Source organism: Aequorivita sp. IT1183 (assembly GCF_058068265.1).
Genome location: NZ_JBYRHS010000003.1, coordinates 235863 through 249853, shown reverse-complemented (window position 1 = coordinate 249853; position 13991 = coordinate 235863). Strand labels below are relative to the sequence as shown.

The 13991-nt window shown below is 34.0% G+C and carries 15 protein-coding genes; all 15 read left to right on the top strand.

The genetic code is table 11. The annotated features are described in order from the left end of the window. Positions 1–100 precede the first annotated feature (100 nt). Positions 101–379: an EF-hand domain-containing protein gene (locus AC3RVF_RS06715; RefSeq protein ID WP_489689708.1), complete on the top strand. Its 279-nt coding sequence runs from the start codon at positions 101–103 to the stop codon at positions 377–379. 103 nt (positions 380–482) lie between these two features. After that, positions 483–1232, top strand: coding sequence for a hypothetical protein (locus tag AC3RVF_RS06710; RefSeq protein ID WP_489689709.1), 750 nt, complete (start codon positions 483–485; stop codon positions 1230–1232). Between the two features lie 65 nt (positions 1233–1297). Continuing rightward, positions 1298–2341 carry a YHYH protein gene (locus AC3RVF_RS06705; RefSeq protein ID WP_489689710.1) on the top strand — a complete coding sequence of 348 codons (1044 nt, stop codon included), beginning with the start codon at positions 1298–1300 and terminating at the stop codon, positions 2339–2341. A gap of 12 nt (positions 2342–2353) precedes the next feature. Further along, positions 2354–2986 (top strand): DUF6702 family protein, encoded by a 633-nt coding sequence (locus tag AC3RVF_RS06700; protein ID WP_489689711.1) that lies wholly within the window; start codon positions 2354–2356, stop codon positions 2984–2986. Between the two features lie 237 nt (positions 2987–3223). Continuing rightward, on the top strand, positions 3224–3970 hold the full coding sequence (locus tag AC3RVF_RS06695; protein ID WP_489693050.1) for a YHYH protein: 747 nt from the start codon (positions 3224–3226) through the stop codon (positions 3968–3970). 207 nt (positions 3971–4177) lie between these two features. After that, positions 4178–4789, top strand: coding sequence for a toxin-antitoxin system YwqK family antitoxin (locus AC3RVF_RS06690; protein WP_489693049.1), 612 nt, complete (start codon positions 4178–4180; stop codon positions 4787–4789). Next, positions 4758–5453, top strand: coding sequence for an SCO family protein (locus AC3RVF_RS06685; protein ID WP_489693048.1), 696 nt, complete (start codon positions 4758–4760; stop codon positions 5451–5453). Before AC3RVF_RS06690 ends, AC3RVF_RS06685 begins: the two co-directional genes overlap by 32 nt. Positions 5454–5698: 245 nt before the next feature. Then, on the top strand, positions 5699–7027 hold the full coding sequence (locus AC3RVF_RS06680; protein ID WP_489693047.1) for a TolC family protein: 1329 nt from the start codon (positions 5699–5701) through the stop codon (positions 7025–7027). Between the two features lie 11 nt (positions 7028–7038). After that, positions 7039–8292, top strand: a complete 1254-nt coding sequence (locus AC3RVF_RS06675; RefSeq protein WP_489693046.1) for an efflux RND transporter periplasmic adaptor subunit — start codon at positions 7039–7041, stop codon at positions 8290–8292. Between the two features lie 7 nt (positions 8293–8299). Then, positions 8300–9043 (top strand): ABC transporter ATP-binding protein, encoded by a 744-nt coding sequence (locus AC3RVF_RS06670; protein ID WP_489693045.1) that lies wholly within the window; start codon positions 8300–8302, stop codon positions 9041–9043. Between the two features lie 2 nt (positions 9044–9045). Beyond that, on the top strand, positions 9046–10266 hold the full coding sequence (locus AC3RVF_RS06665; protein WP_489693044.1) for an ABC transporter permease: 1221 nt from the start codon (positions 9046–9048) through the stop codon (positions 10264–10266). Between the two features lie 5 nt (positions 10267–10271). Next, the gene (locus tag AC3RVF_RS06660) at positions 10272–11312 is read left to right on the top strand and encodes a sensor histidine kinase (RefSeq protein ID WP_489693043.1); all 1041 of its coding nucleotides are present in this window, start codon (positions 10272–10274) and stop codon (positions 11310–11312) included. A gap of 3 nt (positions 11313–11315) precedes the next feature. Continuing rightward, positions 11316–12083 carry a LytR/AlgR family response regulator transcription factor gene (locus AC3RVF_RS06655; protein WP_489693042.1) on the top strand — a complete coding sequence of 256 codons (768 nt, stop codon included), beginning with the start codon at positions 11316–11318 and terminating at the stop codon, positions 12081–12083. Positions 12084–12252: 169 nt separating this feature from the next. Beyond that, the gene (locus AC3RVF_RS06650) at positions 12253–12864 is read left to right on the top strand and encodes a DUF6515 family protein (RefSeq protein ID WP_489693041.1); all 612 of its coding nucleotides are present in this window, start codon (positions 12253–12255) and stop codon (positions 12862–12864) included. Between the two features lie 2 nt (positions 12865–12866). Continuing rightward, entirely contained in the window at positions 12867–13634 is a 768-nt protein-coding gene (locus AC3RVF_RS06645; protein WP_489693040.1) for a hypothetical protein, read from the top strand. Positions 13635–13991 lie beyond the last annotated feature (357 nt).

Here is a 13991-nt window from a genome sequence, read left to right as displayed (position 1 = left end):
ACTGACTGAATAGCAGGGCTAGTTCGCTTAAAACCCATTTTTTGCAAGAATCTATGCTCTACCTTTGAGGTCATAAGTATGAATTTAAAACAAATATATTATGAAAAAGATAGTTTTTACAGCAGTAGTAATGTGCTTCGGAATTACACTTTCAAACGCACAGTCAAAAGGAGATAAACAACAAAAACCGCCAACATTTAGCGAACTGATGGAAAAGATGGACGCAAATGACGACGGTAAACTTGCTAAGGATGAAGTAAAAGGTCCTTTGAAAGATAGCTTTAGTAAGATTGATACAGATGAAGACGGCTTTATTTCAGAAGCGGAATTTAAAAAAGCTCCGAAACCAGAAGCAAGAGAGCGAAAAAAGAATAGATAATAATTTTGGTTGGTTAATTAGCAGTGTTAATGAAAGCTTCGTAGTTCCTTGCGAAGCTTTTTTTTAACCAAAAATTTAAAACGAAAGCACAAAACCATACGCGATGAGGCTATTCAGAAACATTAGAAGAAAATTAGTTGATTCAGGGAAGGTTAAAAATTACCTCTTGTATGCATTTGGTGAAATTCTACTAATTACGATCGGGATATTAATTGCGTGGAAGATCAGCAATCTAAACGAAATTAGAAAGAACAGAATAGTTGAGGTAAAAATATATGAGAGTCTATACGAAGAGTTACGTACAAACCTTAATGTTTTAGACAGTGCCATTGTTAGATACGACACTAGTGTGCTAGCAATGCAAAGCTCTCTTCACTCTGTTGGATTACAGCCAGACCAATTAACACAGGAAGCAAAGGATATAATTGTGGAGGTAAAATTTAGCGATTCCAATTTGAGAGACGATGCGCTGAATTCGATTAACAATACAAACAAATTTGAATTTCTAGAAAATGAGACTTTGAAAGAATTAATTGCTAGCTATCCAAATGAAATAAGCGTATTCAAAAATCAAGAAATGAAGATTAAGAATATCGTAGCCAATCGCTTGCAGCCAGTTATCGAAAAACACATTTCGTTGATAGATATGCTTCCAGAAAAGAATATAAAATACTCTCAAATTAAAACATTCGGACAACAATCAAATTATGCCGAATTACTGAATAGCAGAGAATATCAAAACAGTGTTATTGACAGATTATTACAAACTGAAATTCAATTAACGCTAGCGAAAAAACTTCGTAAAAAAACAGAATCATTAGCTATTAAATTGAAGCCAGAAATAAGGAGTTAATTCAACTTCAAGCTGAAAAAAGTTATTAGATAAAACGCAAATAATATTCACTAAATATTAAAATTATGAAAACTATGTTTCACGAATTCAAAAACAAATATTTACCTATTACTAAATTGAAAATTTCAAAATTATCTTTTGTAGGGTTAGCCATCCTTTCTATGGGATTGCTAAGTTGTAATTCCTGTTCAAGCGATGATACCGCCGCTGAAACAGAAACTGATTTAGGAATGGTTGTAAATGTTGAAAAAAGCAATTTCACATCAGGTTCTGTAACAATAACTACAGTTCCTTGTACACTATCTGATGGTACAGTTACTGAATGCTATCAAATTGTTACGAGCAGCACACCTTCAGATCACCAAATGGGGCCTTGGTGTCCACAAAACATAACCGATAGTGCGGAAGCTGGTGGTCTATGGATGGAAGGCGGAGAAGTATATGATGTAGATGGAGCTTTCATTGCAAATATGGCAACTTTTTATAACGACAATAATTGGTTAATGTATGATGCCAATGGAGATGTGTATGTTACCGAAACCGAAGAAGATTGTATAAACGCTGCAAATCCAGACGTGGGCGAAGAATATGAAAACTTTTGTGTAGAATGCTTACCTGCATATATAACAGATTTAACGCAAACCTTTTTAATACCTATAACACCTGTGCTTCAAAGCAATTCCGTGCTTTTTGCAACAGGCCCAGGAGGTCCAGGTGGCCCAGGAAGTGATGCTCCATCAACGCGTGGTATAGCGCTTAATGGTATAGAATTTTCCGCACCAGCGCCTACAGATATGATTCTTGCTGCTTACACATTAGCCCCTGTTGATGATGCTGGTGGACACATTAATGTACATCAAGGTTATCACTATCACGCCGCAACAGGATTTGGCACCCAAGTAGCTCAAACAGATGGACACGCAGCCTTGATAGGCTATGCATTAGACGGTCTGGGAATATATGAATTAGAAGATGCAGCCGGAAATTCAGCCACAGATTTGGATGAATTACGTGGCCATTCCGATGAAACTCGCGGATACCATTATCACGTAGATAAAGCAGGAAACAACAATTTTATAAATGGTTTAAAAGGCGCTTACGTAAACTAAATAATAGAAATTATGAAAAAATTTATCACTTTAATACTAGCTGGATTGTTTTCTATGGCAAGTTTTGCGCATAATCCCGATGTTTCAACCACAATGTTGGTTGAGAAAGAAAATAATGTTTGGGTGTTGCAAATAAGTGCCTCATTAACGGCATTTCAGCAAGAAATACGAACCCATTTTTCTGAAACACCGTATAAAACTCCGGAAGAGTTTCAGCAAATGGTACTAGAACACATAAAGAACAATCTTAAAATAAACTTCAATGGAGAAGAAGCCGTAACATTTAGTAAAGGGCTTGTAAAACTAGGGCACGAAACCAACGTTGTTTTTGAAGTAACTGGAATTCCAACTTCAATACATTCGGTAGAAATTAAAAACACTTCATTTAAAGATATACACCATAGTCAGGGTGCTGTAGTATTATTAAAAGATGGTTTCGAAAAAAAGCATTTTATCTTAAATAATACGAATGATTATTTCGTGGCTCTGCAAGTAAATAATAATGAGTTTACGCAAGTAGTGGAACAAAACGCAAATCTATTTTCTTCAATAATGGTGGCTTCATTATTAGGTATTATAGGGATTGGGTTTTTAATAATAAACATCTTTAAACGCCGAAAAATGCGGCTTTTAGAAGTTCGTTAATTTCAACTTACTGAACAAAACCCTTAATTCACTGAAATATTATGGGTATCCGTTGAATAGAAAATTTTGGTGTTTATATGGTGCTTACATTTGATGCTATATAGAAAAATATAAAATTATGAAACTAGCAAAACCATTATCGATTAACAACCATTTCGTTTCGGCGGGGTCTGGTTTTTCGGCAAATGAACCTAAAACAAAACCTTTACACATATTTAATAATTCAAAATAAAAACTATGAAAAATTCACTTAAAATTTTCGCCTTAGCAACAATCGCAACTTCTGCTTTTATGGCTTGTTCAAGCGATGATTCAACCACAGAAGAAGTAGAAGACGAAGAAGTTGTAACAGTATTACACGCAGCCTTTGCGGCATTTAATTCAGAAGCAACCACAATTTATTTAGATGGAACTAAGGTGGTTATAGAAACTACAGGATTGCCAAATCACGAAACAGTGTATTGGGGAGAGGGCCATCCATTATATAGAGAAGAGCCCGATGTTCAAGTAACCCCATCCATTATGTCCAGCAACAATAATGCAACGACTATAACTGTGGATGCTACTCCTAATTTAACTGGCGCTACGGTGGCTACTCAATTAAATACTATTGGAATTGCCGTAAGTGGTGCTTCAATTTTTAACGATCAGGAAGGTGGTGGGCCTTTAGATCAGGCAGCTGCAAGTTTAGATTGGACTGGAGCACACATTGGCCCAGGCGTATACCATTATCATTTAGAGCCAAAAGCTTTTACAGATGATGATGACAAATTAGCTGGAATCTTGCTTGACGGCGTATTTTTATACGGAAGAAAATGTAACGCCACAGGTACTTATCCAACCGACTTGGATGCCTCAGGTGGCCACACAACTACTACGCAATATACTTTAGGCGAAGAAGAATACCATTACCATATTATCGATGAATTATATTCTAATACAGGTTCTTACTTAGCATTTTCTGGACCTTACCAAGGGTATTAATATCGTGGTATTACCATTATTTGTTAGGAAGGAAATTTAGTTTTTCTAAATTGGACGTAAGATGAAAGGACGTAAGACATAGGACTAATAATCGGCTCATTTTTATATTTTTTTAGTCTTACGTCTTATGTCATACAGTCTTATGTCAGTCTTTAAACATTAATATCAAATTATCTCCATAACATTTGAGATAGAACCAAAATTTTTATGAAACCACTTCTTTTAATACCTCTTGCGTTTTTCCTATTTACTAATTGTAATAATAAGGAAGCTGAAATAACTGCTGCTACTGAAGAAGCATTGGTTATTGAAGATGTTGAGGTATTAAAAAAAGAGTTGATTTTAAACCAAATAGAAGGAAGATGGTACTACAAAAACATACCTTTTTCTGGTTATTCTGTTAGGCTTTATCCGAACGATACTTTAGCGGAAAGAATTGGTTTTGTTAATGGTAAAAGAGAAGGGATTGCTAGACAATGGTCAGAAAAAGGAATGCTTCGTGTAGAATCTTATTATAAACATAACCGCTTAGATAGCGTTTATAAAACTTGGTGGGATAATGGCGTCCTATCTGCGCAATCCAACTATAAAGACGGTATAAAACAAGGTGTTGAAGAAGAATGGTACCCCACAGGACAAATAGCTAAACAGCGCCAACTTGTTGATGGACAAGAGCAGGGATTGCAGAAAGCCTGGCTACAAAACGGAACTTTATATGTAAATTATGAAGCCAAAAACGGACGCATTTTTGGAATGCGAAAAGCTAATTCATGTTATAAACTAAAAAATGAAGTTGTTATTAAAGATAAAAAAATATAGCTCTTTTTTAATTTTAATGCTGGTATTTTTAAGTACGAGCTGTAAAAATGAGCAAAAAAAGGAAGATATCATAACTGTTGAAACCAGCAGAGTGGATCACTTACCCTATTATAACGATGAATCGTTTACGCCAAATTGGTTAACTCCAGGTTCTCCAGAAGAAAAGAGTTTTCATAAAATACCAGATTTCAAATTGATCAATCAATTAGGCGATACGGTTACTCAAAAAACTTTTGAAGATAAAATTTATGTTACTGATTTCTTTTTTACAATTTGTCCCGGTATTTGTCCGCAGTTGGCAGAAAGTATGATTCAGTTACAAGATGAATTTAAAGAGGATGATGACGTACTTCTGCTTTCACATTCGGTAATGCCATCTACAGATACGGTAGCGGTTTTAAAAGAGTATGCTGAAAACCACGACGCGATAGCTAATAAGTGGCATCTTGTAACTGGTGATAAAAATGAAATTTATTCACTGGGCAGAAATCAATATTTTGTTGAAAATGATTTAGGAGTTACAAAAAGTATAGACGATTTTCTACATACCGAAAACTTTTTGCTTATTGATAAAAACAAGCATATTAGAGGAATTTATAATGGTTTAAATAGAGCTTCGATTGCGCAATTGGTTACAGATATCAAAACGTTGAAAACTGAGTAAATCATAGCTACAATAACCTCTGTTATTGCAAAAAAAAAATTAAAAGGGACCATCAATAAAAGATGGTTCCTTTTTTTGTGAAATTAAGTCTATAGTGGTGTAATGAAACATATCAGCTAAAAACGAAAAATTCTCATCGATAAAATAACGTCTTTTATATAGGCAATTCCCTCAAACATCTATTACAGTTTAATAAGGTAGTATATAGTTTCACCTTTGGAGTGTTAATCTAAAACACTCATAAAATGAAACCATTCCTAATTATAGCAAGTTTCTTATTTGTGCAATTTTCGTTCGCACAAGATGCTTCAGAAAGTTCGCCAAAAATATGGTCATTAGAAGAAAGTATTACCTACGCTTTAGAAAACAACATTACCGTTAAGGATGCTTCTTTAAATACCAATATTGCAGAAGTAAATTATGATAAAGCAAAATCTTCCAGACTGCCTAACTTATTTGGTAGTGCTTCTCAAAATTTTTCTAACGGAAATTCTATTGACCCAATTACAAGTGCTTTTGTTTCAGACCAAATCTATAGCACCAATGTTGGCATCAATAGTTCGATGACCTTGTTTCAAGGCAATCAAATCAACAACGATATAAAACAACGTGAATTACTTTTGGAACAAAGTTCTTATATCGAAGAAATAGCCAAGAACGACATTGTTGTCAGCATTTTAGAAACCTATTTGCAAAGCCTATTTAGTAAAGAAAGTATTGGCATCGCCGAAAACAATCTTTCAGCTTCAGAAAAAGAAGTATTGCGTGCCAAAGCTCGTTTGGATGCAGGAGAAATTGCACTGAACGATTACACTGAAGCGCAAAGTCAAGCAGCTACCAATAAGTACAATGTAATTGCTGCAAAAAACAATTACCAACAAAACATCATTGCACTAAAACAATTGCTGGAATTGCCTCCTACACAAGAGATGGAGGTTGAAACCATTGATGAAAATATGGATTTAATCAACTTGGAACTTAACAAAATGACGATTTATAATAATGCCTTAAGCTATCTGCCAGAGATGAAAGCGAGTTCCTTGAATATCGCCGTCAACGAAAAGGAACTGGACATCGCGAAAGGCGCATATTTACCAACCTTATCTCTAATTGGAAGTATGGGAACTGGCTATACAAGTATTAATGACAACACATTTACAGATCAGTTCAATGTCAATTTCAATCAAAAAATAGGACTGTCGTTAAGCATTCCAATCTTTAATAGAAACCAGACCAAAGCAGCTGTAAAAACAGCGACTATAAATATTGAAAAAGCTGAAATACAGAAGCAAAATTCTGAAAAAGAAATCTATAGAAAAGTAGAAACCGCTTACCAAAATGCGCTATCTACACAAGAGCAGGTTATTGCGGCAGAAGCTTCAAAAGAAGCAGCAGAACAATCCTTTCAACTTGCAAAAAAGAGATATGAATTGGGCGCTTTAAGTACCACAGATTTAGTGATAAGCCAAAACACATTTACCAACGCACAACAAAATTATTTGCAAGCCAAATACTTAAATATTTTATACCATCAATTATTACAATTTTATCAAGGAAACGACATTAAACTTTAATCAACAATACCATGAAAAACAAGAAATTAATAATAGGAAGCATCATAGTAGTCATACTCGCTATCGTAGTTTACAGCTTTGCTAATAATAACACTGCTGTTATCATAGAAGCCAAAACAGTGATTGCTAAAAAAGCGAATGTTACCACAATGGTAACAGCAACAGGAACCATTGAACCAACAAACCAAGTAGATGTTGGTACACAAGTTTCTGGTGTTGTAGAGAAAATATATGTAGATTACAATAGTGTAGTTAAAGAAGGGCAATTAATTGCCGAATTAGACAAAACCAATCTGTTAGCGACACTATCGCAGGCGCAAGCTGTTTATGATAATGCTGTAAATCAAAAGAACTACACCAAAACCATTTACGACCGTCAAAAAACCTTATATGACAGTCAAGTGATTAGCAAGTCTGATTTTGATGATGCAAACTTCAATTACGAAACTGCAAAAAGCACAGTGACTCAACGTTTGTCTGATTTACAAAAGGCGAGAACCAATTTAAGTTATGCCGATATTTATTCGCCAATTGATGGTGTGGTATTATCGAGAGCTATTGACGAAGGACAAACTGTTGCGGCAAGTTTAAGCACCCCAACACTGTTTACCATTGCAAAAGATTTAAAAGAAATGCAGGTAGAAGCAGATGTTGATGAAGCTGATATTGGGCAAGTTAAAGAAGGACAACGTGTTAGCTTTACCGTTGATGCTTATTTAGGAGAAGAATTTGACGGTGTTGTTACACAAGTACGATTAAATCCAACGGTAACTTCCAACGTGGTTACTTATACGGTAGTAATTAAAGCAGATAACCCAGATTTAAAATTAAAACCAGGTTTAACAGCTATAATTTCTATTTACACTTTAGAATTAAAAGATGTGTTAACAGCTGAAGCCAAAGCCATTAATTTTAAGCCAACACGACTAGAGCTTGCGGCGTATAACGACCAACAAAATATAAAAGTTGAAGCGTCTAATGAAAGATCAAATGAAAGATCTAATGAAAGATCAACAGATAATTCATCAACAAATAAAGAGAATGGTAGCGTTGTTTGGGTTTACAGTAGTACTGGAGAAATAAAATCTCAAAAAGTCACTTTAGGAGCAAGTGATGGCGTTAACGTTCAGATTTTAGAAGGAATTTCTGAAGGTGATAAATTAGTGTACAGTTTAGAAGGCGTAAGTGCTTCTGAAACAAAAACAACAGATAAAAGCGAAAGTCCATTTATGCCAACAACAACAAGAGGTGGAGGAAGAAAATAATAAAAAGATGAGCAAAGCAATTATAAAAATAGAAGATTTAAAACGTGAATTTACCATGGGATCCGAAACGGTACGCGCGTTAAAAGGTATTTCGTTTGAAATAAAAGAAGGCGAGTTTGTAACCATTATGGGTTCTTCAGGTTCTGGAAAAAGTACGATGTTGAATATTTTGGGTTGTTTAGACCAACCTACATCTGGCAACTTTGAAATTGATGGTGTTAAGGTTAAAGACCTTACTAAAAATCAGTTAGCAACCATACGTAATGAAAAAATCGGATTTATTTTTCAATCCTATAATTTATTGGCAAGAACATCTGCTATCGAAAATGTAGAATTACCGCTATTATATAATAGTAAAGTTTCCACAGAAGAACGCAGAAAACGTGCTATTGAAGCTTTGCAAAAAGTAGGCTTGGGCGAAAGATTAGACCATACACCTTCACAACTTTCTGGAGGGCAACAACAACGTGTTGCCATTGCACGGTCATTAGTTAATAATCCTGTTATGTTACTTGCCGATGAAGCAACAGGAAACTTGGACACACGAACTGCCTATGAAATTATGTCCATTTTTCAAGAGTTAAACGAACAAGGTATTACTATCGCTTTTGTAACGCACGAAGAAGATATTGCAACATTTAGTAGTAGAACCATTGTTTTAAAAGATGGAAATATCATTCAAGATTACAAAAATGAAAATGTACAATCGGCAAAAGAAGAGTTAGCAAAATTACCTAAACAAGACGATTAATTATGAGACTATTAAATTTATTTAAAATCGCTTTTAAAGCCATCGTTCTTAATAAAATGAGGACGCTACTTACAATGTTGGGCATTATTATAGGTGTAGCATCGGTAATTGCAATGCTCGCTATTGGTGAAGGCTCTAAAGAAAGCATTCGCGAAAACATTTCAAGTATGGGCTCTAATATTATTACTATTAGACCTGCTTCTGCTTCAAGTAGTGGTGTTCGCGCAAGTGCAGATGAGATGCAAACACTTACCCTTAAAGATTATGAAGCCGTTAAAGATCAAGCCACCTTTATAAGTTATGCAACACCATTGGTTACTGGTAAAGGACAAGTTATAAATGGTTCTAACAACTGGCCATCAAATATATATGGCGTAAATCCAGATTATCTCAAAATTAAAGTAGTCGATTTGCAAAGCGGCAGTATGTTTACAGATTCCGAAGTAAAAACGGCTTCTAAAGTGGCACTTATTGGGCAAACGGTCGTGGACAATGTGTTTCCTGATGGGCAAGATCCTATTGGACAGATGATTCGTTTTAATAATATTCCATTTACAGTGATTGGTGTATTAGAAGTAAAAGGAGAAAACACCTTTGGTCAAGACCAAGATGATGTGGTTATTGCACCATATACAACCGTACAAAAACGTATTTTGGCTATTGATTATATCAGTCAAATTATGGCTTCGGCAATAAGTGAAGACGATGCGCCAAATGCTGTTACTGAAGTCTCAGAAATTATGAGAATTCAACATCAAATATCTAATCCAATTAAAGACGATTTTAGTGTACAGTCTATGGAAGAGCTTATTTCTACATTTAGTTCTACCAGCGAGATGTTAACTTTATTATTAGTGGCAGTTGCTAGTATTTCGTTATTAATTGGAGGTATTGGAATTATGAATATCATGTATGTTTCTGTAAAAGAACGTACCAAAGAAATTGGTTTAAGAATGGCTGTTGGAGCAAAAGGAGCAGATATTTTAATGCAATTCTTAATTGAAGCTATTTTAATTAGTGTAACTGGTGGTGCTTTAGGCGTCCTTTTAGGACTCACTTCTACGATATTTATTGAGAAATTCTTAAATTGGCCTACAAGTGTAGCATTGTATTCTATTGTTATATCATTTTTGGTCTGTGCCGTAACCGGTATATACTTCGGATGGTATCCGGCAAGAAAAGCATCTGCTTTGGATCCAATAACCGCTTTGCGTTACGAATAAAACTTATGCATAAAAACAAAAAAATAACCGTCTTATCACATATACTAGTTTGGTTAATGCTATTTAGCATGCCTTATTTGCTATCATACGACCAAGAGCAGGAAATCTTTAGACTGGTTGCACATTTTTGGATTCCTTTAGTGTTCTCGGCTATTATATTTTACCTCAATTATTTTGTATTAGTAGACCGGTTTCTGTTTCCTAAAAAAATGGTTCAGTTTATTATTATAAACGCTGTAATTATTGTTTTTTTCTTGCTCTTCATAGAATATTTAGAAGATACATTTTTTCAAGATCTAATAAAAACCCGTTCTAATAATAGTAGTGAAGGAGGTAGACCAGCTTTTAAGATATTTGTATATATTCAAACACTGTCTTATATGGCTCCTTTATTGTTTTCAATAGCCATAAAAACCACTAAACGATGGGTTAAAACTGAAGCTGAACGTAAAGAAGCAACAAATATCAAGTTGCAATCCGAATTACAACATTTACATTATCAATTGCAGCCACACTTCTTTTTTAATTCGCTGAACAACATCTATGCATTGGTTGACATATCGCCAGAGCAAGCTAAAACCTCTATCCATAGTTTAAGTAAACTGATGCGTTATATGTTATATGAAACCAATGTTGAAACAATCCCTTTAACTAAAGAAATCGATTTCATGAAAAAGTATATCGACTTAATGAAGTTGCGAGTTTCAGATAAAACGGTGATAAATTATAATTTTCCTTCAGAAGAAACAGGTATTAAAATTGCACCGCTATTATTTATTTCCTTAATAGAAAACGCGTTTAAACACGGTATTTCAGCAAGTAAGGAAAGTACGATTCAAATTAATATGAATTATGTAAAAAAAACCGTTGTATTTACTATTGAAAACGATAATTTTCCTAAAAAAACGGATGATAAAAGTGGTTCTGGAATTGGACTTCCTAATATTGAAAAACGTTTAGAGTTATTATACCCCAACAAAAATAACTTTACAACAACAGTAAAAGACAATCGTTATATAGCGCATTTAGAAATTGAAACCACATAAGTTATGAGTAACCTAAAGATAAGTTGTGTTATAGTAGATGATGAGCCAATGGCATTAAATCTAGTTGAAAGCTATGTAAATAAAACACCTTTTTTGGTGCTTAAAAAGAAGTGTAGTAGCGCTATTGAAGCTATGGAGTTTATAAAATCCGAAACCGTCGATTTACTATTTCTAGACATTCAAATGCCAGATTTAACAGGGATTGAATTTTCAAAAATGCTTCCCAAAGAAACGAGGGTAATTTTCACAACAGCTTTTGATCAATATGCTTTAGAAGGTTTTAAAGTTGAAGCCTTAGATTATCTTTTAAAACCTTTTGATTATGCTGAATTTCTTGCCGCAGCTAATAAAGCTCATACTTGGTTTGAATTGACGAAAGGGAAGAAGCAAGCTACCATTTCTGCCCGCGTGTCGAACGAAGCTTTAGCGGAGGTACAAGAAAAAGAATTTCTATTTGTAAAATCTGAATACAAACAATTGCGTATTAAACTAGCCGATGTATTGTATTTTGAAGGCCTTAAGGATTATATTAAAATTTGGTTGAAGGATAATCCGAAACCTATTTTAACGTTAATGAGCCTAAAGTCATTAGAAGAAGAACTTCCCGAAGCTCATTTTATGCGTGTACATCGTTCTTTTATTGTTTCCTTAAAAAATGTGGAAACCATTGAGCGTAGCCAAATCATAATCAATAAGCAGCGCATTACAGTCTCAGAACAATACAAACCTAAATTCTTGGAGTTTGTAAATAATAATTCGCTTGATTCTTAAGCTACATTTTTTCAAATCTATAAAATCACGGTATTTGTAGATACAATCTAGGAGATCTTCTATATTCATTTTTTCGCCATAATAATCGAATTACTTTTAAACTATCAATGCTAATAAACGTATTCTGTTTTTAGCGAAAAGAGTTTTCAATTATTAAAATTTAGAAATTATGAAAGCATTCATTAAAACATTTGTATTGCCATCATTATTTAAAATGGCATTTACCGCACAGGTTACTTCCCAAACAAATAGAAGTTCAGCCACAATTAATAAAACGACACAAACAACCGATAGAACATCAAAAACAACTACTAAAAATACAATAAATAGTAGGGTATCGAGTACCAAAGTAACTTATAAAACACCGCAGAAAAAAGTAGTTTCCGTTAGAAATGTTCCAAACAAAACCGTCGTAAAATATAGTGGCCAAAACTATTATTACGCTAATAATAAGTATTACACGCAATCTAGAGGACGTTATATACCAATTGCGCCCAAGGTAGGCTTTAAAGTAAAACAGATACCAACTAATTACAAAAGGGTACGCTATAATACCTATGATTATTATAATGTTCAAGGTATTTTTTATGTCTATACAAATAATGTATATGAAGTGGTAGATCCTGAGGTAGGAACCATTGTCTATGAACTTCCAGAAGATTATGAAAAAGTAACAATAGACGGTCAAAATTATTATGAATACGCCAATATTCTATATGAAAAAGTTCAAATAGATGGAACTAGAGCGTATGAAGTTGTTGGTATTATAGAAATGAATTAATTATGAAAAAAACAGCCACACTATTACTATTAATTTGCACGCTATATACAGTAAGCGCAAAAAATCCAGTAACTATAGTTGTAACCGATACAACAATAGTGTCTAATGAAAATGTAGTGTACAAAGTAGTTCAGGATAAAGAAAATCTACATCTTACTGTAAGTACAACAGATAATGATATCATTATGGCTATGCTACGTTTAGGAGTTACAGTGTTTTTTGATGTAAAAGGAAAAGAGAATGAAGATGTATATATAAAATTCCCTCTTGAACCTATAAAACCAAAATTTAATAGAGAAGAAGAGTCTAGCGGTGGTTTTCAAACTTTGGAAGAAGAAAATAAGATTAAGCAGAACATAGCCAAACTTATAGAAAACGAGCTACCGAAAGAAGCAGAATATAATTACTTCGATTCGCAACAGCGGTTTCACCTACTTTTAAACGGACTAAATGTTTCCATAGCATATACTTACAATGAAGAAAATGGGCTATTGGAGTATCTTATAAAAATTCCTAAGAATAGGATTAGTACAAATTCAAAAGAAGACTTTTCAAAATTAGCAATAGGTGTAAAAACCGGTAAAATGAAGGATAGTAAACCAAAAGATGACAATCGTTCAAGAGGGTCTGGATCAAATATGCGAGGTGGTGGATCACCTTCTGGAGGAAGAGGAGGTAGAGGTGGACAAAATAATGGTGAAAGGACAGAAGGTCAAAATAAACAAAAAACTATGGCGGGAATTGATTTTTGGTTCACTGCTTCTAAATGAATATAATTACATTAAATACTCATTTTACAAATAAATACATCTTCTAAGTATCTATATTTAAATGATTTTTTATAAGTTTGCCTAATGATTTTAGAAAAATATAAAATACATACTCTAGTGTCCGCTCAACCTGAGCGTAGGCGCCGCCGTTTTTGTTAATCTTCGAAAAACAAAAACGAGTATTCTATTTTTTATTTTTATCCATTGCTTAAATTTCATTCTATACTTACATTCACTTTAGTTGCTAAACCTAGCAACCAGAGATTTATTTTCTTTATTTCCCGTCGCCGCCCGTTAGGGCTACTATTCTAGGGAACTACGGTGCGTCCAGTTCTTCAATCCGCAATCGACATACAA

Excerpts from the sequence above, each read along its gene's own strand:
- AC3RVF_RS06700 (WP_489689711.1), top strand. The coding sequence starts at position 2,354 with ATGAAAAAATTTATCACTTTAATACTAGCTGGATTGTTTTCTATGGCA.
- AC3RVF_RS06710 (WP_489689709.1), top strand. The coding sequence starts at position 483 with ATGAGGCTATTCAGAAACATTAGAAGAAAATTAGTTGATTCAGGGAAG.
- AC3RVF_RS06690 (WP_489693049.1), top strand. The coding sequence starts at position 4,178 with ATGAAACCACTTCTTTTAATACCTCTTGCGTTTTTCCTATTTACTAAT.
- AC3RVF_RS06695 (WP_489693050.1), top strand. The coding sequence starts at position 3,224 with ATGAAAAATTCACTTAAAATTTTCGCCTTAGCAACAATCGCAACTTCT.
- AC3RVF_RS06675 (WP_489693046.1), top strand. The coding sequence starts at position 7,039 with ATGAAAAACAAGAAATTAATAATAGGAAGCATCATAGTAGTCATACTC.
- AC3RVF_RS06705 (WP_489689710.1), top strand. The coding sequence starts at position 1,298 with ATGAAAACTATGTTTCACGAATTCAAAAACAAATATTTACCTATTACT.
- AC3RVF_RS06670 (WP_489693045.1), top strand. The coding sequence starts at position 8,300 with ATGAGCAAAGCAATTATAAAAATAGAAGATTTAAAACGTGAATTTACC.
- AC3RVF_RS06685 (WP_489693048.1), top strand. The coding sequence starts at position 4,758 with ATGAAGTTGTTATTAAAGATAAAAAAATATAGCTCTTTTTTAATTTTA.
- AC3RVF_RS06660 (WP_489693043.1), top strand. The coding sequence starts at position 10,272 with ATGCATAAAAACAAAAAAATAACCGTCTTATCACATATACTAGTTTGG.
- AC3RVF_RS06650 (WP_489693041.1), top strand. The coding sequence starts at position 12,253 with ATGAAAGCATTCATTAAAACATTTGTATTGCCATCATTATTTAAAATG.
- AC3RVF_RS06665 (WP_489693044.1), top strand. The coding sequence starts at position 9,046 with ATGAGACTATTAAATTTATTTAAAATCGCTTTTAAAGCCATCGTTCTT.
- AC3RVF_RS06655 (WP_489693042.1), top strand. The coding sequence starts at position 11,316 with ATGAGTAACCTAAAGATAAGTTGTGTTATAGTAGATGATGAGCCAATG.
- AC3RVF_RS06645 (WP_489693040.1), top strand. The coding sequence starts at position 12,867 with ATGAAAAAAACAGCCACACTATTACTATTAATTTGCACGCTATATACA.
- AC3RVF_RS06715 (WP_489689708.1), top strand. The coding sequence starts at position 101 with ATGAAAAAGATAGTTTTTACAGCAGTAGTAATGTGCTTCGGAATTACA.
- AC3RVF_RS06680 (WP_489693047.1), top strand. The coding sequence starts at position 5,699 with ATGAAACCATTCCTAATTATAGCAAGTTTCTTATTTGTGCAATTTTCG.